Annotated in this window: 21 protein-coding genes; 9 read left to right on the forward strand and 12 right to left on the reverse strand. The window is 71.0% G+C overall.

What is annotated here, in order from left to right; translation table 11 throughout:
• Window positions 1-113: 113 nt before the first annotated feature.
• The 8 genes from ITP53_RS36360 to ITP53_RS36395 form a co-directional block, all read right to left on the reverse strand.
• Window positions 114-1,541 (reverse strand): aldehyde dehydrogenase family protein, encoded by a 1,428-nt coding sequence (locus ITP53_RS36360; RefSeq protein WP_195900001.1) that lies wholly within the window; start codon window positions 1,539-1,541, stop codon window positions 114-116.
• Window positions 1,542-1,740: 199 nt separating this feature from the next.
• Window positions 1,741-2,433: a P1 family peptidase gene (locus ITP53_RS36365; protein WP_195900002.1), complete on the reverse strand. Its 693-nt coding sequence runs from the start codon at window positions 2,431-2,433 to the stop codon at window positions 1,741-1,743.
• A gap of 87 nt (window positions 2,434-2,520) precedes the next feature.
• Window positions 2,521-3,693 (reverse strand): M20 family metallopeptidase, encoded by a 1,173-nt coding sequence (locus ITP53_RS36370; RefSeq protein WP_328816903.1) that lies wholly within the window; start codon window positions 3,691-3,693, stop codon window positions 2,521-2,523.
• Entirely contained in the window at window positions 3,690-4,535 is an 846-nt protein-coding gene (locus ITP53_RS36375) for an ATP-binding cassette domain-containing protein (protein WP_195900003.1), read from the reverse strand. Before ITP53_RS36375 ends, ITP53_RS36370 begins: the two co-directional genes overlap by 4 nt.
• Window positions 4,504-5,436: an ABC transporter ATP-binding protein gene (locus ITP53_RS36380; RefSeq protein WP_195900004.1), complete on the reverse strand. Its 933-nt coding sequence runs from the start codon at window positions 5,434-5,436 to the stop codon at window positions 4,504-4,506. Before ITP53_RS36380 ends, ITP53_RS36375 begins: the two co-directional genes overlap by 32 nt.
• A complete protein-coding gene (locus ITP53_RS36385) occupies window positions 5,433-6,317 on the reverse strand; it encodes an ABC transporter permease (RefSeq protein ID WP_236051531.1) in 885 nt (294 codons plus the stop codon). Before ITP53_RS36385 ends, ITP53_RS36380 begins: the two co-directional genes overlap by 4 nt.
• Before the next feature lie 8 nt (window positions 6,318-6,325).
• The gene (locus ITP53_RS36390) at window positions 6,326-7,264 is read right to left on the reverse strand and encodes an ABC transporter permease (protein ID WP_195900005.1); all 939 of its coding nucleotides are present in this window, start codon (window positions 7,262-7,264) and stop codon (window positions 6,326-6,328) included.
• Complete coding sequence (locus ITP53_RS36395; RefSeq protein WP_195900006.1) at window positions 7,261-8,748, reverse strand: ABC transporter substrate-binding protein; 1,488 nt, start codon at window positions 8,746-8,748, stop codon at window positions 7,261-7,263. Before ITP53_RS36395 ends, ITP53_RS36390 begins: the two co-directional genes overlap by 4 nt.
• Before the next feature lie 86 nt (window positions 8,749-8,834).
• On the opposite strand from ITP53_RS36395, the gene ITP53_RS36400 reads away from it, so the two are divergent.
• The 9 genes from ITP53_RS36400 (at window position 8,835) to ITP53_RS36440 (ending at window position 17,032) form a co-directional block, all read left to right on the forward strand.
• Window positions 8,835-9,587 carry a FadR/GntR family transcriptional regulator gene (locus tag ITP53_RS36400; RefSeq protein WP_195900007.1) on the forward strand — a complete coding sequence of 251 codons (753 nt, stop codon included), beginning with the start codon at window positions 8,835-8,837 and terminating at the stop codon, window positions 9,585-9,587.
• A 29-nt stretch (window positions 9,588-9,616) separates the two neighbouring features.
• Entirely contained in the window at window positions 9,617-10,582 is a 966-nt protein-coding gene (locus ITP53_RS36405; RefSeq protein ID WP_195900008.1) for an adenylate/guanylate cyclase domain-containing protein, read from the forward strand.
• Between the two features lie 134 nt (window positions 10,583-10,716).
• Window positions 10,717-11,199, forward strand: coding sequence for a SigE family RNA polymerase sigma factor (locus tag ITP53_RS36410; protein WP_195900009.1), 483 nt, complete (start codon window positions 10,717-10,719; stop codon window positions 11,197-11,199).
• Window positions 11,196-12,212 (forward strand): hypothetical protein, encoded by a 1,017-nt coding sequence (locus tag ITP53_RS36415; RefSeq protein WP_195900010.1) that lies wholly within the window; start codon window positions 11,196-11,198, stop codon window positions 12,210-12,212. The genes ITP53_RS36410 and ITP53_RS36415 overlap by 4 nt, the downstream gene beginning before the upstream one ends.
• 141 nt (window positions 12,213-12,353) lie before the next feature.
• Window positions 12,354-13,346, forward strand: coding sequence for an LLM class flavin-dependent oxidoreductase (locus ITP53_RS36420; protein WP_328816907.1), 993 nt, complete (start codon window positions 12,354-12,356; stop codon window positions 13,344-13,346).
• A gap of 40 nt (window positions 13,347-13,386) precedes the next feature.
• A complete protein-coding gene (locus ITP53_RS36425; protein WP_236051532.1) occupies window positions 13,387-14,901 on the forward strand; it encodes an acyl-CoA synthetase in 1,515 nt (504 codons plus the stop codon).
• A gap of 265 nt (window positions 14,902-15,166) precedes the next feature.
• Window positions 15,167-16,150 (forward strand): hypothetical protein, encoded by a 984-nt coding sequence (locus tag ITP53_RS36430; protein WP_195900012.1) that lies wholly within the window; start codon window positions 15,167-15,169, stop codon window positions 16,148-16,150.
• A complete protein-coding gene (locus ITP53_RS36435; RefSeq protein ID WP_195900013.1) occupies window positions 16,150-16,515 on the forward strand; it encodes a GntR family transcriptional regulator in 366 nt (121 codons plus the stop codon). Before ITP53_RS36430 ends, ITP53_RS36435 begins: the two co-directional genes overlap by 1 nt.
• Before the next feature lie 133 nt (window positions 16,516-16,648).
• Complete coding sequence (locus tag ITP53_RS36440; RefSeq protein ID WP_207756919.1) at window positions 16,649-17,032, forward strand: phytanoyl-CoA dioxygenase family protein; 384 nt, start codon at window positions 16,649-16,651, stop codon at window positions 17,030-17,032.
• On the opposite strand, the gene ITP53_RS36445 is transcribed toward ITP53_RS36440, so the two are convergent.
• Genes ITP53_RS36445 through ITP53_RS36460 form a run of 4 tightly spaced genes read right to left on the reverse strand, consistent with a single transcriptional unit; the run spans window position 17,029 to window position 21,599 of the window.
• A complete protein-coding gene (locus ITP53_RS36445) occupies window positions 17,029-18,318 on the reverse strand; it encodes a Gfo/Idh/MocA family protein (RefSeq protein ID WP_195900014.1) in 1,290 nt (429 codons plus the stop codon). The two genes, ITP53_RS36440 and ITP53_RS36445, sit on opposite strands and share 4 nt — an antisense overlap.
• Window positions 18,319-18,332: 14 nt before the next feature.
• Window positions 18,333-19,157: a carbohydrate ABC transporter permease gene (locus tag ITP53_RS36450; protein WP_195900015.1), complete on the reverse strand. Its 825-nt coding sequence runs from the start codon at window positions 19,155-19,157 to the stop codon at window positions 18,333-18,335.
• Entirely contained in the window at window positions 19,154-20,134 is a 981-nt protein-coding gene (locus tag ITP53_RS36455; protein ID WP_195900016.1) for a carbohydrate ABC transporter permease, read from the reverse strand. The genes ITP53_RS36450 and ITP53_RS36455 overlap by 4 nt, the downstream gene beginning before the upstream one ends.
• A 4-nt stretch (window positions 20,135-20,138) precedes the next feature.
• A complete protein-coding gene (locus ITP53_RS36460) occupies window positions 20,139-21,599 on the reverse strand; it encodes an ABC transporter substrate-binding protein (protein WP_195900017.1) in 1,461 nt (486 codons plus the stop codon).
• Between the last annotated feature and the right edge of the window lie 17 nt (window positions 21,600-21,616).

Raw genomic sequence — 21,616 nt, forward strand, 5'->3', positions numbered from 1 at the left:
CTCAGGAACACGCCGAGAACCGCACCAGCAGCCGCCGTGGAGCCTTCGACCCCCGGCCGGCCTGCCTTGGAGGCTTCGACCCGCCCGGCCGGCCTGTCCTCGGTGCCGGCCTGTCAGGGGCGGATGATCGCCATTCTGGTGACGGTCAGCTCCTGGATGGCGAACCGCGGCCCCTCCCGGCCGGCGCCTGAGTCCTTGACGCCCCCGTACGGCATGTTGTCCGCCCTGAACCCCGGCACGTCGTTGACCACCACTCCCCCGGCCTCGATCCGCTCGATCGCCGCGAACGCGGTGGCGAGCGACCGGGTGAACACGGCCGCGTGCAGGGCGTAGCGCGACGCGTTGACGGCGGCGAACGCGGCGTCGAGGTCCGGCACCGGGCGCACGCACACCACGGGCCCGAAGATCTCCTCGTCCCACGCGGCGACCCCGTCGGGGACGCCGTCGAGCACGGTCGGCGCGATGGCCCGTCCGTCGAGGTGCCCGCCCGTGACGATCTCGGCCCCGGCGGCGGCGATCCACTCCAGTACGCGTTCCGTGGCGGCCTCGTCGATGAGCGGCGCCACCCGGGTGCCGGGCAGCCGGGGGTCGCCGACGGCGACGTCCTTGACGCGGGCGGCAAGCAGGGACAGGAACTCCGCGCGTACGGGCTCCTCGACCAGCACCCGCTGGACCGAGATGCACGCCTGGCCGGAGGCGTAGTAGCCACCGCGTACGACGGCGTCCGCGGCGGCCTCCAGGTCGGCGTCGGCCGCCACGACGAGGGCGGCGTTCGAGCCGAGTTCCAGCAGCACCTTGGTCGGCGCGGCGGCGCGTGCGATGGCGTGGCCGGCGGCGGCCGAGCCGGTGAACGACACCACCCCGATCCGCCGGTCCTCCACCAGCGTCCGGCCCACCTCGACGTCTCCGGTGACGAGCTGCACGCCGGCCGGGGGCAGCGCGCCCGACGAGCGGAGCAGGTGGACCAGCCAGAGCGTGGCCAGCGGTGTCGCGGGCGCGGGCTTGACAACCACGGGACAGCCCGCCGCCACGGCCGGCGCGATCTTGTGCGCGGCCAGGAGGAGCGGGTAGTTGAAGCCGGTGATCCCGACGACGACGCCGATCGGCCGGCGCGTCCAGAACCCGATCAGGCCCTCTCCCGATGGCAGCAGGTCGAGCGGCACCGTCTCGCCGTGCAGCCTGGCCACCTCCTCGGCGGCCGTGGCCAGGGTGAGGAGCGTTCTGGACACCTCGACCCTGCAGTCGACGAGCGGCTTGCCGGTCTCCATGACGAGCAGCCGCTCGAACTCCTCCCGCCGCGCCGCCAGGGCGTCGTGGGCCGTCATGAGTGCGGCCCGGCGGGCGTGTGACGGCAACGCGGCCATCGCGGGGGCCACGGCGAGGGCCTCGTCCACGGCCTGACGCGCGTGCGCGGGCGTCCCCAGCGGGGCGGCGGCCACCGGCGTCCCGTCGTAGGGGAAGATCACCTCGGAGGTCCGCCCCGTCTCCACCCAGCCATCCCCAACCGGCAGGCCGGACGGCCACGCGGTCTCAAGACTCATGCCCCTCCCTCCCGGCACTCGGAGAAACGCCGACGCACCCCGGCACGGCTCCGACGCTCACGCAGCTCCCCTGCGAGCGCCTCCAGACACCCCATCACAAACCTCCCTCGGTCCCCCGGGAGGACGTCAAGATGCCCCAGCGCGACTCCAGCGGTCACGCAGGTCGCCCAGGAACAGGCCCAGGCACGCCGGCGCGTGATCACAGACCTCCCCCTTGCGCGCTCGGGAACACGTCGAGGTACGCGGGCGCGTCCGTGCGTCCGGTGGCGGCCAGGATGGCGTGCGCGATGGCGCGGCTGAACACGTCGGCCGCTGCCGCCAGGACCTCCTGGAAGGCGTCGTGGCCGGGCGCCGGGCGGGCGCAGGTGGCCAGGCCGAAGATCGTGTCGCCGTCGGTCATGGTGTGGGCCGGCCTGATCGCCCTGGCCAGGCCGTCGTGGGCGACCGCGGCGAGCTTGCCGCACCGGGACGAGGTGGCGGCGTCGTACGCGGCGGTGCCGAGGCAGGCGTCGGGGACCGCGCGGAAGGTGCCGCCGCGGCCCAGGTCGAAGATGACGGCCGCCGGGACGATCGGGACGACGCCGCCCTCGACCGGGTAGCCGACGCCCGCGTCCCCCAGGCGGTCCATCACTCCGGAGGCGGCCGCCAGCCCGTACGAGCTCCCGCCCGACAACACGACGGCGTGCACGCGCTCCACGAGGTTGCGCGGATCGAGCAGCTCGGTCTCCCTGGTCCCCGGGGCGGCGCCGCGCACGTCCACCCCCGCCACCGCCCCTTCGCGCGGAGCCAGGACCACGGTGGTGCCGGTGAGATGCCCGCCTCCGACCCGCTGCGCATGACCAACCCGCAGACCCGCCACGTCCAGCAGCGAGTTAGTCGGTCCTGGGCGCATCACACGTCACCGTCCAGCACCGGGTCAGCCGGTCCAAGCCGCATCAGACACCACCGTCCAGCACCCACTCCTCCAGACCGGGGCGCATCAGAGGTCGCCGTTCAGGAACCGGCGGGCGGCCTCGGCGAACACCTGGGTGCACCGGACGATCTCCGCCACCTCCACGAACTCGTCCGCCTGGTGCGCGATCCACTTGCCGCCCGGCCCGTACACCACGGAGGGGATCCCGCCCCAGTGCGTCAGCACGGACCCGTCGGTCGAGCCGGGCACCCCGCCGTACACCGGCTCCTCCCCCGTCACCGACCGGTGGGCGGCGGCCAGCGCGGCCACCACGGGGTCGGACACGGGCACGTCCACCGGCGGCCGGTCCACGAGCACCGACACGACGGCGGAGACGCCGTCGCGGGCGGCGAGCGCCGCCACCTGGTCGGTCACCTCCTTGTGCTCGACGCCGGGGATCGTCCGCACGTCCACGAAGAGCGAGGCGACGGCGGGGATGACGTTCACCTGTTCCTCGGAGCCGGCCCGCAGGACGGTCGGAGTCACGTACACCTCGCCGAGGTGCTCGTGCGCCGGATGGCGCGCCTGCAGAGCCTCCTGGAGAGAAGGCAGCTCCGCCAGCAGCGCGCCGGCCGCCTGGATCGGGTTGCGGCCGTGCCCCGGCATCGCCCCGTGCGCCATCTTGCCGGTGAGGTCGACCCGCAGCCGCAGAGCCCCCTTGGCCACCGCGCAGATCTCGCCCGCCTCGGGCTCGGCGACGATCGCGCCGTCCACGTCGGCCCCGAGACCGGTGGAGACGAAGTGGTGCGCGCCGAGCATCAGCCCTTCCTCGTCGGCCAGCGCGCACACCTTGATCCGCCCGGGGAACGGCCCGGCGAGCTGCAACGCGCGGGTGGCGTAGAGGGTGGCGGCCAGGCCGGACTTCATGTCGGCGCTGCCCCGCCCCCACAACCGGCCGTCGCGGACCTCCCCGCCGAACGGGTCCACGGTCCAGGTGGACAGGTCGCCCTCGGTCACGACGTCGGTGTGCCCCTCGAACATCAGCGTCGGCCCGGCACCGCCGCCGCCCTCGACCACGGCCACCACGTTCGGCCGGTCGGGTGCCACCTCGTACACGGCGGGCTCCCAGCCCCACTCCCGCATCCTGGCGGCCACCAGTTCCGCGGCGGCGCGCTCACGCCGTCCCGGGTCGTTGGTGCTGGGGATCCGCACCAACTCCTGCGTGAACGCCACCACTCCATCGGCATCGACGTCGATCACAGCAATCCCTCCAGAGTCGGTACGGCCTTCAGCAACGTACGCGTGTAGGGGTGGGCGGGCGCGGCCCAGACCTCGTCCACGGGACCGTTCTCCACGATCTCGCCCGCGCTCATGACCGCGACCGTCTCGCACACGTGCCGTACCACGGACAGGTCGTGCGAGACGAACACGAGCGTCAGCCCGAGCTCGTCGACGAGGTCGGCCAGCAGGTTGAGTATCTGCCCGCGCACCGAGACGTCCAGTGCGCTGACCGGCTCGTCGGCGACCAGGACCGCCGGACGGGGCGCGAGCGCGCGGGCGATGGCGATGCGCTGCCGCTGCCCGCCGGAGAACTGGTGCGGGTACCGGCCGGCGGCCGTGGCGGGCAGCCCGACCGCGTCGAGCAGTTCGGCCACCCGGCCGCCGACCGGCAGGCCGAGGGCGACGAGCGGTTCGGCGACGAGGTCGCGCACCCGCATGCGGGGGTCGAGCGAGCTCATCGGGTCCTGGAAGACGATCTGGAGGTTCTCCCGCAGGAAGCGCAGCCGCCGCTCAGGCCGGCCGGTGATCTCCCGCCCGTCGAACCGGATGGAGCCGCTGGTGGGCTGGTCGAGCGCGCAGAGCAGGCGCAGCAGGGTGGACTTGCCCGAGCCGGACTCGCCGACGACGCCGTACCGCTCGCCGCGCCGTACGGTCAGGGACACCTCGCGCAGCGCGTGGACGGCGGCGCCCGGCGTGGTGAGCGAGGTGCGGGGCCGGTGGTAGACCCGGTTCAGCCCCCGGGCCTCGATCAGCGGGGTTCCGGCGGGCGCGGGCGTGTCCGTCTCCTGCTCAATCGGCGGGGTGCCGGCATGCGTGGGCATGTCCGTCTCCTGTCAGTGCCGGCGCCACCTCGCACGCAGGGGTGGCGTGCGGGCAGCGGTTCCTGAACACGCAGCCGCCGGGGAACCGGCCGGCCGGGGGGACGCTGCCCTTGATGGTGGGCAGCCGGGTGCCGCGCGGGGTGAGCTTGGAAGCGGCCAGCAGGCCCTCGGTGTAGCGGTGGCGGGGCCGGGTGAAGACCTCGCGGATGGGGCCGGACTCGACGACGCGGCCGCCGTACATGACCAGGACCCGCTCGCACACGGAGGCGACGACGGCGAGGTCGTGGGTGATGAACAGCAGCGCGGGCGCGACCTCGGCGATCAGGTCGAGCATCTGCTTCTGCACGGTGACGTCGAGCGCGGTGGTGGGCTCGTCGCAGATGAGCAGCTCGGGCTCGTTGGCCAGGGCGATGGCGAGCATGACGCGCTGCCGCTGCCCGCCGGAGAGCTGGTGCGGGTACGCGCGCGCGATCTGTCCCGGGTCGGGCAGGCGTACCCGGCCGAGGAGGTCGAGCGACCGGGAGCGGGCCTCCTGCCTGCCCCGGCCGTGCAGGGTCATGACCTCGGCGACCTGGGCGCCGATCCGCATGAGCGGGTTCAGCGCGGTCATCGGCTCCTGGAAGACCATGGAGACGTCGCGCCCGCGCAGGTCCTTGATCCGGCTCTCCGGCACGCCGACCAGGTCGTGGTCCCCGAGCCTGGCCCGGCCCGAGGCGGTGACGCCCTCCGGGAGCAGGCCCATGAGCGACAGTGCGGTCAGCGACTTGCCCGAGCCCGACTCGCCGATCAACCCGACCCGCTCACCAGGCGCGATGGAGAACGACACCTCGTGCACCAGTTCCACCGCGTCCGCCCGCACGGTCAACCCCTCAACGCTCAGCGTGTTCAATTGGTCGCTCACCACTCCTCACTCGCTCCGCGGAGTCCCTCCTCCGTCGGGCCTCCACTCCGCTCGCTGCGTCGGGTTCGCTCCCGGATCCTCCTGAGCTTCGGGTCGAGGAAGTCACGCAGGCCGTCGCCGAGGAGGTTGAAGCCGAGCACCGCCAGCGCGATCGCCAGTCCGGGCCACAGGGCGAGGCGCGGGGTGGAGAAGAGCAGTTCCTGCGACTCCTGCAGCATCCGCCCCCACGACGGGGTCGGCGGGCGGGTGCCGAAGCCGAGGAACGACAGCGCCGCCTCGGCCAGGATCGCGATCGCGAACGACACCGACGCCTGCACGATGAGCACGGACCCGATGTTCGGCACCACGTGACGGACCGCGATCGCCGTCCGGCGCCGCCCCGCGGCCCTGGCGGCGAGGATGTAGTCGGTCACCATGACTTGCAGTGTGGCGGCTCGGGCCACGCGGGCGAAGGCGGGCACGGTCGCCACGCCGATCGCGATCATCGCGGTGAGCGTGCCCGCCCCGTAGACCGCGCCCAGCATGACGGCGAGCAGCAGCGCGGGGAAGGCGAACACCAGGTCGTTCACCCGCATGATCAGCTCACCGAGCCCGCCGCGCGGCGTCATCCCGGCGATCACGCCGAGCGGGATCCCGATCACGGCGGCGATGCCGACCGCCACGATGCCGACGTAGAGCGTGGTGCGGGCGCCGACCATGAGCTGGCTGAGCGTGTCGCGGCCGAACTTGTCGGCCCCCAGCGGGTTGCCGCCGCCAGGCTCGCGCAGCTTGCGCGCCGCGTCCACGAGCGTCGGGTCGTGCGGCGTCCAGAAGAACGACACCAGCGCCGCCAGCACCACGATCCCGACGAGCACGCCGCCGACGAGCAGCCCGGCGTTCATCCGGCCCCTCATCGCAGCCTCGGGTCGAGCAGATGGTACGTCACGTCCACCACGAAGTTGATCAGCAGCACGGCCGCCACCAGCACCATCACCACACCTTGGACGAGCAGCAGGTCGCGCCCCGCCACGCCGTTCAGCAGCAGGTCGCCGAGGCCGGGGATGACGAACACCCGCTCCACCACGACCGCGCCGACCAGCAGCGTGGCCAGTTGCAACCCGAGCACGGTGACCACGGGGATCGAGGCGTTGCGCAGCCCGTGCCGCCACAGCGCGCCGGTGCTGCCCCGGCCCTTGGCGCGGGCCGTGCGCAGGTAGTCTTCGCGCATCACGTCGAGCACGGCGCTGCGGACGTACCGGGTGAGCACCGCGCCCTGCACGAGGCCGAGCGACAGCCACGGGAGCAGGAGGCTGCGCAGCCACTCCCCCGGGCTCTCCGCGATCGGCACGTAGCCGCCCGACGGCAGCGCCTGGGCCTGCACCGCGAACACGAACACCAGCAGGATGCCGGCCAGGAAGGCCGGGACCGCGATGCCGAGCTGGCTGGCCGCGCTGATGAGCGCGCCCAGGGGGTCGCGGTGGCGCACGGCGGCGAACGTCCCGAGCGGCACCGCGATCGCCAGCGCCAGGGCCATGCCGCCGAGCACCAGCACCGCCGTGACACCGAGCCGGTCGCCGATCTGCGGGCCGATGGGCGAGCTGGTCACGTAGGAGGTGCCGAAGTCGCCCTGGGCGAGGCCGCCGAACCAGTCGAGGAACTGGACGACGGGCGCCCGGTCGGTGCCGAACTGCCGGCGCAGCTCGGCCACCGCCTCCGGCGTCGCGTTGACGCCCAGCGCGATCTCGGCCGGGTCACCTGGCAGCAGCGCCATGAACGCGAACACCACCACCGCGGCCACGGCCGTGCTCGCGACCAGCACGGCCAGCCGTTTCAGCAGGTAGAGCGTCACTGCTTGGCGAGCGCGGTGAAGTCGAAGGACTCCGCGATGGCGTTCTTCGGCAGCCCGGTGACGCCCTTCTTCGCCACGATCAGGTTGGGGAAGAGGAAGAGGAAGTCCGCGGCGGCGTCGTCGGACAGGAGCTTGGCGGCCTGCTTGAGGTCGTCGGCCTGCTGCTGCTCGGTGCCCTCGTCGGCGGAGGCCAGCAGCTTCCCGAACTCGGGGTTGTCGTAGCGGAAGTAGTAGGACTTATCCGCGAAAATGCTCATGTCGCGGGGTTCGACGTGGTTGATAATGGACAAGTCGTAGTCGCCCTGCGTGAACACCAGGTCCAGCCAGCGGGCGGGGAACTCCAGGGGCTCGATCTCGGCCGTGATGCCCACCTGGGCGAGCTGCGACTTGACGACCTGCGCGCTGTTGACCGCGTACGGCAGGTTGGGGATGCGCATCTTGACGTTCAGCGTCCGGCCGCCGAGCAACTGCCTGGCCTTGGCCGGATCGTATTGGTAGTCGGCTGTGCGGTCCTCGTACCAGGGGTCGGTGGGCGGCACCATCGAGCCGATCAGCTGCCCGCGCCCGGCCCAGGCGGTCTCCAGCAGCGCCTTGTGGTCGATCGCGTGCCTGACCGCCTGCCTGACCCGCTTGTCGTCGAACGGCGGGCGGCCGTTGTTCATCGACAGCACGACCTCGCCGTTGGTGGTGCCCTCGACCGTCTGGAAACGATTGGGGTCGGCGAACTGCTGCAGCGACTCGGGCGCCTGGACGCTGGAGATGACGTCGATGCCACCGGTCAGCAGCGCGTTGTTCATCGCCGTGGCGTCCTTGAAGTACTTCAGCGTGATCGTGCCAAGCGGCGGCTTCTTGCCCCAGTAGGAGGGGTTGGCGCCGAGCTTGATGGAGTCGCCGCGCCGCCACGAGCCCAGCGTGTAAGGTCCGGTGCCGACGGGCTTGTTGGCCAGGTCGGCGACGCCGGTGCGGCTGAACATGGCGCCGAGCCTGGTGGCCAGCGAGTAGAGGAAGCCGTTGCTGGGCCGCTTGAGCGTGACGACGGCGGTGGTGTCGTCCTTCTTGTCCACCTCGTCGATGACGTCGAGCTGCGACTTGATCTTGAGCTTCCAGTCGGTCCGCACCCGGTCGAGCGCGAACACCACGTCGTCGGCCGTGAACGGCGCGCCGTTGGTGAACTTCACGTTGTCGCGCAGCGTGAAGGTATAGGTCTTCCTGTCGGGTGAGACGTCCCACTTCTCGGCGAGCAGCGGCACGATCTCGCCGTCCTGGCCGAGCTTGACCAGACCCTCGTAGACGTTGACGAGCAGCGCCTGCGGGATGGCGGCGCCCTCGGTGGCGGTGAAGTCGAGGTTGGCGGGCTCGGCCACGAAACCGACCGCCAGCGACTGGGCCGCGGGGGTGCCGGTCCCCGCGTCGCCTCCGCCTCCGCAGGCCGCCGTGCCCAGCAGGAGACCGCCGGCGGCGATCCAGATCCCGATGCGCCTCATGTCTCGCAAGCCTCCTGGCTGGTGCACTGGTCTGACCAGTAGGCTGCACATTGCCAGCAGGCGGCGGTTCGGTCAAGGGGGCGTCCATGAGTGGTCCGCGGTTCGAGCCGGTACGCGCCGTACGCGCGTACGAGCGGGTCGTGGAGCAGATCGAGGAGGCCATCGAGAGCGGCTCCCTGTGCCCGGGTGAGCGGCTGCCGAGCGAGCGCGAGCTGATGGTGCAGTTCTCGGTCAGCCGGTCCACCGTGCGCGAGGCGCTGCGGGTGCTCCAGGCGCGCGGCCTCGTCCGTTCGCGGCCCGGCGATCCGAACGGCGCGGAGGTGCTGCCGTTCACCCCCGCCGCGCTGCACAAGTCGATGACCACGCTGGCCCGGGTGGAGGAGCTGTCGCTGGGCGAGCTCCTGCAGTTCAGGATGGTGCTGGACTCCGCGGCCATGCTGCTGGCCGCGCGGCTGCGCAGCGAGGAGCAGCTCGCCGAGATGGCCGCCGCCGTCGCCCGCATGAAGGCCGCCGCCGAGACGGGTCACGACGAGTTCGGGGCCGCCGACGTGGCCTTCCACGACGCGGTCGTCCGGGCGGGCGGCAACAAGCTGATCCAGATCTGCAGCGACGTGGTCCGCTCGATCGTGCTCGGCCTGATCTCCGAGAAGATCGCCGCCGCTCCCGGCAGGGAGGCGCTGATGCGGCGGAGCATCAGGCACCACGAGGAGGTCATGGCCGCCATACGCGCCGGAGACGGCCCGCTCGCGGCGCGGTTGTCCAGGAAGACGATGTACGACTACTACGCGGGTCATGTGCCGGCCGGGGAACGGGCCGCCCTGCGGGCACTCCTGGAGTGATTCGTCCCACAAAGTGTTATGTTGCCCCCGTGGCGCTCGAGGACGACGACGGGCTGCGGGAGGCGTTCCTGCGGGAGCCGCGCCGCTACACCAGTCACCAGGTCGCCGAGATGGCGGGGGTGCCGGTCTACCGCGCGCGGCGGCTGTGGCGTGCCCTGGGATTCGCGAACGTGGCCGACGACGCGGTCGAGTTCACCGAATCCGACGTCGAGGCGCTCAAGACGATGCTGCGCATGGTCAGCTCGGGCGCCTACGACGACGAGCACATGCTGCTGATCGCCCGCTCGATCGGCCGGGCCACGGCCCGGCTGGCCGAGTCGCAGGCCGAGGTGGGCGTGGAGTCGCTCGACCAGGCCGGGGTGCCGCTGGCGGAGCGGCCCAGGGCGTGGCGCCGGCGGGCCGAGCAGGTGGTGCCCGATTTGGCGCGGCTGCTGGTCTACGCCTGGCAGCGCCAGCTCGCCGCCGCTGCGGGACGGATGGCCGACCAGGACATGAGCTCCGTACGCCTCGCCGTCGGGTTCGCCGATCTCGTCGCGTTCACCCGGCTGAGCAGGCAGATCACGCCCGGCGAGCTGTCCAGGCTGATCGACGGGTTCGAGGGCCGCTCGGCCGACATCGTGACCTCCTCCGGCGGGCGGGTGGTCAAGACGCTGGGCGACTCGGTGCTGTTCGTGGCCGACAAGGCGCACCTGGCGGCGGAGATCGCGCTGCGGCTGATCGAGACGCACGCCCGCATCAAGGACATGCCCGAGCTGCGGGTGGGGCTGGCGTCCGGGCAGGTGATCTGGCGGATGGGCGACGTGTTCGGCACCACGGTCAACCTGGCGAGCCGGCTCACGGCGCTGTCGCTGCCCGGCACGATCCTGGCCGACCCGGAGATGGCCGAGGAGCTGGAAGGCGACCGGGCGTTCCGGCTGCGGCCGGTCAACCGGCTGTCGGTACGCGGGCTCGGCGAGCTGGCGCCCTTCACGGTCACGCGCCCCGAGGCCACCTGACCCTCCTTACGCGCCCGTTTCCCGGCCCGTTTCCCGGCCTGTCGCCGGGCCTGGTTCCGGGCGTGCGGGCAACCCGGTGTCGCGTTCGATGCGTCACTACCGTCAGCAGGCTCACTGAGGAGGCGGTTTCCCCGTTGGCGGATAGAGCGATATTTCAAGACTTCGTGGCTACGAGGTCGGATCGGCTGTTACGTACCGCGTACCTGCTGACTCGCGACTGGGGCACCGCGGAGGACCTGCTGCAGGAGTCGCTGGCCAAGGCCTGGTTCGCCTGGGCGGGCATCGAGGAGCCCGAGGCGTACGTGCGCAAGGTCCTCGTGACCACGTACACGTCCTGGTGGCGGCGCAGATGGCGCAGGGAGTTGCCCAGCGACGACCTGCCCCAGACGGTCGCGCACGACGCGCCCGGCGGCGAACGCGACGACCTGTGGCACGCGGTGGGCCGGCTGCCCGCCAAGCAGCGCGCGGTGATCGTGCTGCGGTTCTACGAGGACCTGCCGGTGGCCGAGGTGGCGAGGATCCTCGGCTGCCAGGAGGGCACCGTCAAGAGCCAGACGGCCAAGGCGCTGGCCAAGCTGCGAGTGGACGAGTCGATCGTGAAGGAGCTGCACCGATGACCGTGCAAGACCTGCGTGAGGCCCTGCGGGACCAGGCCGAGGCCCCGTCCCCCGCCAACCCGCACCGCCACGACCAGGTCCGCGCCCGCATCCGCGGGACCCGCCTGCGGCGGCGGGCGGCGGCGGGCATGGTGACGGGCATGGCGGCGGTCGCCGCGATCGCGGTGGGCGTCTCCCTGTTTCCCGGCACGACGGGGCCCGTGCCCCGCGAGACGACGACGGCTGCGGCCGGGCCCGTCTCGAAGCTGCCCGAGAGCTTCACCGCCCAGGACGGCACCGAATACCGCCGCCTGGCCACGGCCGAGCTCAGGGACACGGGCGAGAAGGCCGTGTCGGTCACGGTCCCGCTCTCCGGGAGGCCGCTGGACATGGCCGCGCCGTGCGACGGCGAGTTCGTGACTGCCATGCCGGACGTGACCGTGAACGGCAAGCGCGCCACCGCCCCCTCGTTCGGCTGCGCCGACGGCATGTACCTGCGGTCGCTGACCGTGCCGCCGGGCGCCACGGAGGTGACGGTCAAGTTCGACGCGACCGAGTACGGCTGCCTGAGGACGAAGAAGGACGGGCCGTGCCTGCCCGACAAGTTCCCGCCGGGTGGCTGGGATCTGGCGGTCTACGAGTGGACTCCGCCCGCGGAACCGGTCGAGCCTGCCCAGGTCAAGGCATTCCCCGACCGGCTGGGCGGCATGGAGCTGGCCACCTCCGCGTCGGGCGTGTGGCCGCAGGACTCGTCCTTCACGATGACGGCCGAGGGCACCGGCGGGCAGATCGGCGTCGAGCAGCTCTGCACGGGCGACCTGGCCACGCGGATGTGGTTCACGTTCCGGGTCGGCGACAAGGAGCTTCCCCAGACCTCGGGCTGCGGCGTCTGGGAGGAGGGCCCGTTCCCGATGGCGATGAGCGAGGTCACGGTCCCCAAGGGTGAGCGGGTCACCGTCACCGGGCGGCTCGGCGGGTGGGGCGAGTTCACCAACCGTCCTGTGCGCTGGTCGGTGGGGGTCTACGCTCGCTGACGCCGTACCGCGGATGGTGGCACGTGCCGCGGGCGGGTTCGCGGACGGCAGGCTGGTCTGGCCGGACGCGCTGATGGCCCAGGTGCTGGACTTCTACGACGGGATCGCCGGAGATCCGCTGGATTGATCCGGGGCGCGCGCGTGTTGCACAGATTTGTGACCGCGTACTCGATTCTGGACCGTTCGCTCGTCCGGCAGGGCTCCGACCCGGCCGAGGCGCTGCGCGAGACCGTGCGGTTCGCGCGGCAGGCCGAGGAGCTCGGATACCACCGGTTCTGGGTGTCCGAGCACCACAGCGTGCCCGGTGTGGCCGGGTCCGCGCCGACGGTGCTGGCGGCGGCGGTGGCCGCGGTCACGTCGCGGATCCGGGTGGGCACCGGCGGCGTGATGCTGCCCAACCACCGGCCGCTGGTGGTGGCCGAGCAGTTCGGCGTGCTGGAGTCGCTGTATCCCGGCCGCGTCGACATGGGGCTCGGGCGTTCTGTGGGTTTCACTGGGGGCATCCGCAGGGCGCTCGGGCACGGCAAGGACGACGCGGACCGGTTCGGCGACGATCTCGGCGAACTGCTCGGCTACTTCACCGGCACGCGGCCGGCGTATCCGGGGGTGCGCGCCCTGCCCTCCGAGGGGTTGCGGCCGCAGGTGTTCGTGCTGGCCATGGGGGCGGGCGCGGAGATCGCGGCGGCGCACGGGCTGCCGATGGTGATCGGGGCGGGGTCGCGGATGGTCGACGCCGTGGCCAGGTACCGCGCCGGGTTCCGGCCGTCCGGGTGGGCCGCGGCGCCGTACGTGATGATCGCGGTGAACGTCGCGGTCGGCGCGAGCCGCGAGGCGGCGGCGCTGCTGCAACTGCCGGAGGCGTGGGCCACCGCGCGCTCGCGCACGAGCGGAGTGTTCGCGCCGCTCGTGCCCGCCGAGGAGATCAGGGGGCTGGAGATGAGCGCGCGGGAGCGGGCGTTCCTGGAGGAGGCGCTCAAGGGGCAGGTGCACGGGACGGAGCGTGAGGTCGCGGTCGCGCTGGGCTCGCTGGTCGAGGCGAGCGGGGCGGACGAGGTGCTGGTCACGATGAACACGTACGACCTGGACCGGCGGCTCGACTCCTACCGGCGGCTCGCGGCGGCCGTTACGGGTTAGGATCACCCGAACATCGCTCTGTTCCATGAAGGGTGTCGGGATGACTCGTCAGCATGCCATCGGTGACCTCCTGCGACGCTCCGCCGCACGCCATCCCGCCAAGACCGCCATCGTGTACGGCGACCTGCGGCAGAGCTACGCCGACCTCGACGTGCAGGTGAACCGCACGGCCAACGCGCTCGCCGCCCGGGGAGTGGGCAAGGGCGACAGGTTCGCCGTCTTCAGCCACAACAACCACGCGTTCGTGGTGACGTACTTCGCGCTGGCGCGGCTGGGCGCGATCTCGGTTCCGATCAACTTCATGCTGGGGGCCGCGGAGGTCGCGTACATACTGGAGCACTCCGGCGCCACCGGGATGCTGGCCGAGCAGGCGCTGTTGCCGGTCGCCGCGGCGGCGGCCGGACCGGCGATCTCGGTGCGCGGCGTGATCGGGTCGGCGGACGGCTGGGAATCGTTCGCGGAGTGGGCGGCCTTCGACGACGCGTCCGAGCCGCGTGCCGAGATCGCCGACGACGACCCGATCCAGCTCATGTACACCAGCGGCACCGAGTCCCGCCCCAAGGGCGCCACACTGTCGAGCCGTGGCCTGATCTCCCAGTACGTCACCTGCATGGTCGACGGCGAGATGCGGCACGACGACGTCGAGGTGCACGCCCTGCCCCTCTACCACTGCGCGCAACTGCACTGCTTCCTCACGCCGGGCCTCTACCTGGGCGCCACCAACATCATCCTGCCGGCCGCCGAGCCGGGCACGATCCTGGCCACGATCGAGGGTGAGCGCGCCACGAAGCTCTTCTGCCCGCCCACCGTCTGGATCGGCCTGCTGCGCCACCCGTACTTCGACCGCAGGGACCTGTCGTCGCTGCGCAAGGGCTACTACGGCGCCTCGATCATGCCCGTCGAAGTGCTGAAGGAGATCGCCACGCGGCTGCCGGAGGTGCGCCTGTTCAACTTCTACGGCCAGACCGAGATGGCACCCGTCGCCACGATCCTCGGCCCGGACGAGCAGCTCACCCGGCTGGGCTCGGCCGGGCGGCCCGCGCTGAACGTCGAGACCAGGATCGTCGACGACGAGGACCGTCCTGTGCCGCCCGGCGTGGTCGGCGAGATCGTCCACCGCAGCCCGCACGCCATGCTCGGCTACTGGAACGACCCCGCCAAGACCGCCGAGGCGTTCCGCGGCGGCTGGTTCCACAGCGGCGACCTGGGCGTCATGGACGCCGACGGCTACCTGTCGGTCGTGGACAGGAAGAAGGACATGATCAAGTCGGGTGGCGAGAATGTGGCGAGCCGGGAGGTCGAGGAGGCCATCTACCAGCATCCCGCGGTAGCGGAGGCGGCGGTGTTCGGTGTGCCGGACGAGAGGTGGATCGAGGCGGTGGCGGCCGCCGTGGTGCTGCGCGAAGGCGCGGGGCTGACGGCCGGCGAGCTGATCTCGTTCCTGCGGGGGCGGCTGGCGGCCTTCAAGACGCCCAAGCACGTCACGTTCGTGTCCGCCCTCCCCAAGAACGCCTCAGGCAAGGTACTCAAGCGGGACCTCCGCGAGTCGTTCTGACATCGCTGTTGGGGCGTTCGACTCGTCCCTCGGAGGTCGGCGCTGATAGCAGCAGGCCGGCCTCCCCTCATCCGTCACGAACCCGAGCCGCGGACGAGAAACGTGCGATGAGCCGCCAATTGGCCGTGATCTGGGCGATTGTTCCTCGAACCCCATGCCGGGCCTTGCGATCGTGACGTTGCCACAGCGGGTGCCGGCCTCGCCGCAACCTGGCCGGAACTGTTCGCAGTGTTATAGTCAAAAGCAAACAGTTTGGAGGTGGGCCGTGTCCCATTTTCCCGACACCGCCGCGCCAGGGCGCCTCCGTCGCCTGGCCTTGACGGTCGTTCCCCCGCTGCTTCTGCTGATCGTGCCCATGGCCCTGGTCGGCGTCTACGGAGGGCGTCTCCCCGACCGCGCCTATGTCGAGAGCTGGGCCACTTTGCCCCAGTACGCGCCCACCTGGGAGGGCTGGCTGTCGGGACGGCGCTTCTCGCTGGTGTGGTTTGAAGTGGCGTTGGTCGTCCCGTTCGTGTACTACTGGCGGCTGCCGCAGCTCCAGCGCGCCATGGTGATCTTCAGCTTCGTCGTCGGCGTGTACATGTCGGTGTCCGCCGCGCTGTGGCTGATGCTGCTGGTCGACGCCCAAGGCACACTGACCCGGCCCGCCTGGCACGTGGCGGTGGAGATAGCCGCGGCCGTCGCGGCGGCCGGCCTGGGCTACCTGGCGGCAGGGCCGACACCGTCACCGCCCGAGGTGACCGCCACACCGCCGCCGCACACGCTCACCATGGCGCTCGGCCCGTCGCAGCGCGTCCTGTTCGTGACCTCGGCCTGGTCGGGGCGCAGGCTGCTGGTCGCCGCGGCGTTCGGTACGGCAGCCGTACTGTCCCTTTCCGTCGGTTCGCACGCATGGATAGGAACACTGATGCTGGCCCTGATGGCGATCTTCGAGGCGGCGCAGGCGCGCACCCGCCTGCAGATCGACGGCTCGGGGATCACGGTGCTGGCGTCGTGGCTGCCCATCCTGCGGCGGACGGTGCCTTACTCCTCGGTACGGTTCGCTGAGGCCAGAAGCGAGCCCCTTCCGGGGCGATACAGGCTGGGCGACAGCGCGTCGGGCTGGGGCATGGTCAGCGGGAAGGGGCCGGTCCTGGCGTTGTCGTTGAGCGACGACCGGTGGTTCGTCTACTCCACGCGCGAAGCCGAGACCGCGGCCGCACTGGTCAACGGATGGCTGATCAGGCAACGACAGGGGGAGACGGCGTAGTGCTGATCACGATTGATCCGGCATCGCCCCAGCCTCTCGCCGACCAGGTCGCCGCCTCGGTCCGCGCCGCGCTCGCCAGCGGCACGGCGGCCCCCGGGGACCGGCTCCCCTCGGCCCGCAATGTGGCCGCCACCCTGGGCATCAACCTGCACACCGTCCTGCGGGGTTACCAGCAGCTGCGCGACGAGGGGCTGGTGGAGCTGCGCCGCGGCCGGACGGCCGTCATCGCCGGCACGGCCGACCGGTTCCGGCTCCGGCTGGCCGAAGCGGCCGAGGAGTTCGCCAGGGCCGCGCTGCACGCCGGAGCCTCCGAGGAAGAGGCGCTCGCCGCGGCACGAGAGGCGCTGCTCGCCCTGCGAGGCTGATGTTGAAGGGCCTGCGGCCTGTAGCCGCAGTCGGTGGCGGGATCACCCCCTGGCACGCCGACCAGTACTACTGGCCCCTGGCCACCGACCGCACCGTGACGGTCTGGATCCCCTGCAGGAGACGCCGGCCGAAATGGGGCCACTGGCCTTCGCCGCCGGCAGTCATCGCTTCGAGTACGGCCGTGACCTGCCCATCAGCGAAGAGTCCGAGCGCGCGCTCCGGCAGGCGCTCGACGAGCAGGACTTCCCGCTCGTCGGGACGCCCTACCGGCTCGGCGACGTGAGCTACCACCTTGGGTGGACGTTTCACCACGCCGCGCCGAACCGGTCGGGCGTCCCGCGCGGGGTCATGACCGTGATCCACATGGACGCCGACATCACCGTCTCCCAACCGGTGAACGACAACCAGCGGGCCGACCTGCGCGCGTGGCTGCCCGGAGCCGAGGTCGGCGCCGTCCCGGAGACTCCGCTCAACCCCGTCCTGTACCGGGCCGGCGGCGGCGCGCAGAGGGGTTAGCCGGCCGGCAGGGTGACCGGTTCCCCGGCGGCGAACGACTCGTTGGCGGCAAGCCCGATCGCCAGGGCGTGGGCGCCGTCCCGTTCATTCGCGAGCTCCACCGGGGAGGTCACGCCGTCGAACATCGCGGCGAGCATGCGCTCGTCGGCGCCCCCGTGCCCTTCGTGGACCACCGTCACCGGGATGTCGCGCGGGGGCGCCCACAGGGGACGCACCCGGATCCGCGCCCCGCCGGAGTTGGGCGGGGCGACGTCGCCGTGCAGCGCCCCCGACCCGGCGGTGACGCGCGTACGCGGATCGGCCCACTGAGTCTCCTCCACTTCCAGTTCCAGCCTCCCCCGGGTGCCGTTGAACATCACCCGGTACCCCTCCCAGGGGGAGTACGCCGTGAGGTGGTAGGTCATCGTGGCGCCGCTCGAGTAGGTCACGAGGACCGCCATGTCGTCCTCGATCGTGATGCCGTCGCCGAACACGTTGCGGTCGCGCAGGTAGCCGTCCTCGTGCTCGGCGTTCAGGTAAAGCTCTCTGAGCTGGTCGTTCGCCGCGAGGTCCAGGGCGAACGGATCGCTCGCGGACTCGGGCGATCCGTGCGCGCGCTCGTAGTCGCGCGCGTACCCCGACACGCGCCCGTTGGCCGCGCCGTAGAAGGCCAGCCTGCCCTGCCCGTAGACGCGTCGCGGCACGCTGCCCAGCCACCAGTTCACCAGGTCGAAGTGGTGTCCGGACTTGTGCACCATCAGGCCGCCGCTGCCGGCCCTGGAACGGTGCCAGCGCCGGAAGTAGTCGGCGCCGTGGCGTACGTCCAGGAGCCATTCGAAGTGCACGGACAGGACCTCGCCGATCTCGCCCGCCCGCAGCAGCTGGTGAACCTTCTCGTGCACCGGGTTGAACCGGTAGTTGAAGGCCACCGTCACGCCGGATCCCGTGCGGTCCACGGCGTCCAGGATCCTGGCGCACCGGGCGGCGTCCGTGGTCATCGGCTTCTCGGTGATCACCCGGCAGCCTGCCTCGAGCGCGGGGACGATGTAGGTGTCGTGGAGGGCGTCGACAGTGGTGACCACCACGGTGTCGACGTCGCGGAGCAGGTCGGCGTACCCGTCCGGGCGCAGGGTCGCGGCCGGGGGCCGGCCCTGCGCGGTGATGAGGCGGTTGTGCACGGCCATGCGGGTCTGGTTCGGGTCGCACAGGGCGACCAGGTCGATGTGCTCGCGCCGGGCCAGGCCCTGGGTGAACAACTGGGCGCGCAGGCCGGTGCCGATGATCGCGGCTCGCTGGGGATGGGACATGGACAGCCTTTCTGTCACTGCTTGACGGCGCCGGCGAGCCCGTTCACGAAGAACCTCTGCAGCACCAGGAAGATGGCGATGATGGGGGCGAGGGTGATGACCGAGCCGGCGCACAGCAGCGTCCAGTCGGTGGAGTTCTCACCGATGAAGGCGTACATCCCGACGCCCAGGCTGCGCAGTTCTGGACGGGCGAGGGTGAACACGAGCGGGATGAAGAAGCTGTTCCACGCCGATATGGCGGTGAACAGGCCGACCGTCGCCAGCATCGGCCCGGACAACGGCAGCATGATCCGCCAGAAGACCTGGTGGAAGTTGGCCCCGTCCACGCGGGCGGCGTCCTCCAACGCCCGGTCGATCGCCCGGAAGTAGCCCATGAACAGGAAGGTGCCGAAGACGATGCCGCCGGCCGACTGCACGATGATGATCGACCAGAGGCTGTTGAGCAGGCCGAGCGCGTCCATGATGTCGAAGATCGGGATGATGGTGTACCCGTGGGGCAGGAACACGGTCGCCGCCACCGCGACCAGGACGAGGCCCTTGCCGGGGAACTCGGTGCGGGCGAGAGTGTAGCCGGCCATGGCGGTGACGAGCAGGGTGATGAGCACCGTGACGACGGTGATGGTGAGGGTGTTGAGGAAGTACTGCCCGAAGGACGCCCCCTGCCAGGCCTGCGCGTAGTTGGACCACAGCGGCGTGCCGGGCAGCGGGTCCAGTCCGCGGCCGAAGAACTCGTCGGTGCTCTTGAGCGAGCTGCCCAACGTCCACAGGAACGGGTAGAGCCAGGCGACCCCGCCCACGAGCAGGAACACGTGCGTCATCAGCGGCGCCCGCCGGGTCATGCGCGGCCTCCCCTGCGTCTGACCACCGCTCGCAGGAAGAGGGCCTGGACCACGGCGAACACGATGAGCAGCAGCCCGTAGAAGAACGAGGCCGCCGAGGCCAGGCCGACGTCCCGGTCGACGGTGGAGCCGGAGGATCCGCCGAACGCCAGGTGGTAGATGTAGGTGTTGACCACCTCGGTGGCGAAGTACGGCCCGCCGTTGGTGATCACCTGTACGAGGTCGAAGACCTGGAACGAGCCGATGACCGACAGCAGCACGATGACGACCCCCACCGACCTGAGCATGGGCACGGTGATGTAGCGAAAGCTCGCGAAGGCGCCCGCGCCGTCGAGCCGCGCCGCCTCGTAGAGCTCGTCGGGGATCGTCTGCAGGCCGGCCAGGAAATACACCAGGTTGTAGCCGAGCGTGTGCCAGATCCCGACCGCGATGATGATGATCATCGCGAAGTTCGGGTCGCCGAGCCAGTCGATGTATTCGTGTGTGAGGCCGAGCGACATCAGGGCGTCGTTGACGATGTCGCCGAAATTGGAGAAGAGCAGCTGGACGACCACGCCGACGACCGCGGCCGACGTCACCACCGGCAGGAAGAAGAGCGTGCGGTAGAAGGTCCGCAGGCGCAACCGGCGATTGTTCACCACCAGGGCGAGCGCGAGCGCGAGGACGAGCTGGACGGGCACCACGATCAGCACGTAGAAGAACGTGTTGCGCAGGGCTTCCCAGAAGATGGAGTCCGTCATCACCCGTGAGAAGTTGGCGAGCCCGACGAAGTCACCGGGCTCGCCGATCCCGTCCCACCGGTAGAAGGTGTAGCCGAGCGACGCGATGATGGGATAGATCACGAACGCCAGCAGCAGCACCAGCATCGGCAGGACGTACAGGTAGGACCAGCGCGCGGCGACGATCCGCCGCCGCAGGCGGGACGCCTTTCCCGTGGTCAGCGCACGGGGCCGGGCGGCAAGTCGGATGTCGGTCATCACATCATCCGCGCTTGGTCGTGTACGGCTTGGCGATGTCCCAGTCGGCGAACACGTAGTCGTCCATGCTGACCTTGAGCCCCTGCCCGCGCGCCTGCGACACGGCCTCGCTCAGGGCGCCGTTGAGGCGGTCCTCGAGTTCCTTGAGCGCCTTGGCCGCGTCCTTGATCTGGCCGGTGTAGATGCCCGCGGCGACGTCGGGGAGGTCCGGCTGGACCGGTGCCACCTCCACCTTGGCGATCTCGGGGTTGCGGATCGCGGGCACCGGGCCGATGAGTGCCGTGTCTGCCATGGCGACGTACTGCCGGAACGTCGCCGAGGTCACGCCCGCCGGATCGTTGTTCTCGGGATGGATCGACAGGCCGTAGCCGCCCTGCACCCAGCGTTTGCCTGCGGCGGGACCGTAGAACCAGTCGAGCCAGGCCCACGCCTGGTCGGGGTTCTTGGCCTTGGCCGAGATGCCCAGCAGGTAGCTGCCGGGAGATCCGTAGAAGAAGCCCCGCGGGGTGCCGGTCGGAGACGGGAGCGTCATGAGGCTGTAGTCCTTGAATCCGGCCTCCTCCCAGGGCGCCTGGTTCCACACTCCACCGACGATCATGCCGAATCTGCCTCGGGAGAAGAACGCCCTGGCCTGCTCGTCGGAGATGCTCATCGAATTGGGGTAGATGAAGCCGCGGTTCTTCCAGTCGAGGAGCAGGGCGAGGAAGTCCGCGTAATTACGGTCGGTGCCGTACGTCCATCTGCCGGTGCGGTAGTCGACGCTCTGAGTGCCCCCTGGCGACCCGGCGCCCCGGCAGAACAACTCGATCAGCCACGGCAGGGCCGCCTTCTGCGCGTTGCCGAAGCCGAGCCCGAAGACCTTGCCGCCGCTCCTGCTGGTGATCGCCTCGGCGGCGCGCGTGATGTCGTCCCACGTCTTCGGGATGAAGACCGTCCCGTCGGGGTTGGTCAGGCCGGACTCCTTGAAGACTCCGTTGTGGATGTAGAGCTGCAGCGCCGGCGCCAGGCCGCTGAAGGGCGCGGAGTAGACCTTGCCGCCGAAGATGTTGACGCCCTCGACGAAGCTGTTGCCGGGGAACCTCGACCGCCATTCGGAGGTGGCCCACTTGTCCAGGGGCATCAGCCAGCCCTCGCCGACGTGGACCTCCAGTTTCGGCTTCGTGGGCAGCAGGAAGACGTCAGGTGCGGTGTCGCTGCGGAACGCCAGCGCCAGCAGGTCCAGGTACTTGTCGGTGACCTGCGTGGTCTTCTGGACCGTGACCTTGCCGTTGGCCTGCTGGAAGAGCTTGATCTCATTGTCCACCCACGGTGCCTGGCCGACGTACCAGTCCCAGTACGCCAGCGTGGCACCCGACGCCGGGCCGGCGTTCTCGGAGGAGCCGCCGCAGCCGGTGAGCAACGCGGCCCCGCCGGTGGCGACGGCGGCCCGCAGGAGTTGCCTGCGGCTGAGCTGAATGGCTGACATGGTCTTTCCTTTCGGTC

The sequence above is a fragment of the Nonomuraea cypriaca genome, from assembly GCF_015645445.1.
GTDB classification, from domain to species: Bacteria; Actinomycetota; Actinomycetes; order Streptosporangiales; family Streptosporangiaceae; genus Nonomuraea; species Nonomuraea cypriaca.

Excerpts from the sequence above, each read along its gene's own strand:
- ITP53_RS36365 (WP_195900002.1), bottom strand. The coding sequence starts at position 2,433 with ATGCGCCCAGGACCGACTAACTCGCTGCTGGACGTGGCGGGTCTGCGG.
- ITP53_RS36460 (WP_195900017.1), bottom strand. The coding sequence starts at position 21,599 with ATGTCAGCCATTCAGCTCAGCCGCAGGCAACTCCTGCGGGCCGCCGTC.
- ITP53_RS36450 (WP_195900015.1), bottom strand. The coding sequence starts at position 19,157 with ATGACCCGGCGGGCGCCGCTGATGACGCACGTGTTCCTGCTCGTGGGC.
- ITP53_RS36360 (WP_195900001.1), bottom strand. The coding sequence starts at position 1,541 with ATGAGTCTTGAGACCGCGTGGCCGTCCGGCCTGCCGGTTGGGGATGGC.
- ITP53_RS36400 (WP_195900007.1), top strand. The coding sequence starts at position 8,835 with ATGAGTGGTCCGCGGTTCGAGCCGGTACGCGCCGTACGCGCGTACGAG.
- ITP53_RS36375 (WP_195900003.1), bottom strand. The coding sequence starts at position 4,535 with ATGCCCACGCATGCCGGCACCCCGCCGATTGAGCAGGAGACGGACACG.
- ITP53_RS36385 (WP_236051531.1), bottom strand. The coding sequence starts at position 6,317 with ATGAACGCCGGGCTGCTCGTCGGCGGCGTGCTCGTCGGGATCGTGGTG.
- ITP53_RS36425 (WP_236051532.1), top strand. The coding sequence starts at position 13,387 with ATGACTCGTCAGCATGCCATCGGTGACCTCCTGCGACGCTCCGCCGCA.
- ITP53_RS36440 (WP_207756919.1), top strand. The coding sequence starts at position 16,649 with ATGGGGCCACTGGCCTTCGCCGCCGGCAGTCATCGCTTCGAGTACGGC.
- ITP53_RS36445 (WP_195900014.1), bottom strand. The coding sequence starts at position 18,318 with ATGTCCCATCCCCAGCGAGCCGCGATCATCGGCACCGGCCTGCGCGCC.
- ITP53_RS36455 (WP_195900016.1), bottom strand. The coding sequence starts at position 20,134 with ATGACCGACATCCGACTTGCCGCCCGGCCCCGTGCGCTGACCACGGGA.
- ITP53_RS36415 (WP_195900010.1), top strand. The coding sequence starts at position 11,196 with ATGACCGTGCAAGACCTGCGTGAGGCCCTGCGGGACCAGGCCGAGGCC.
- ITP53_RS36395 (WP_195900006.1), bottom strand. The coding sequence starts at position 8,748 with ATGAGGCGCATCGGGATCTGGATCGCCGCCGGCGGTCTCCTGCTGGGC.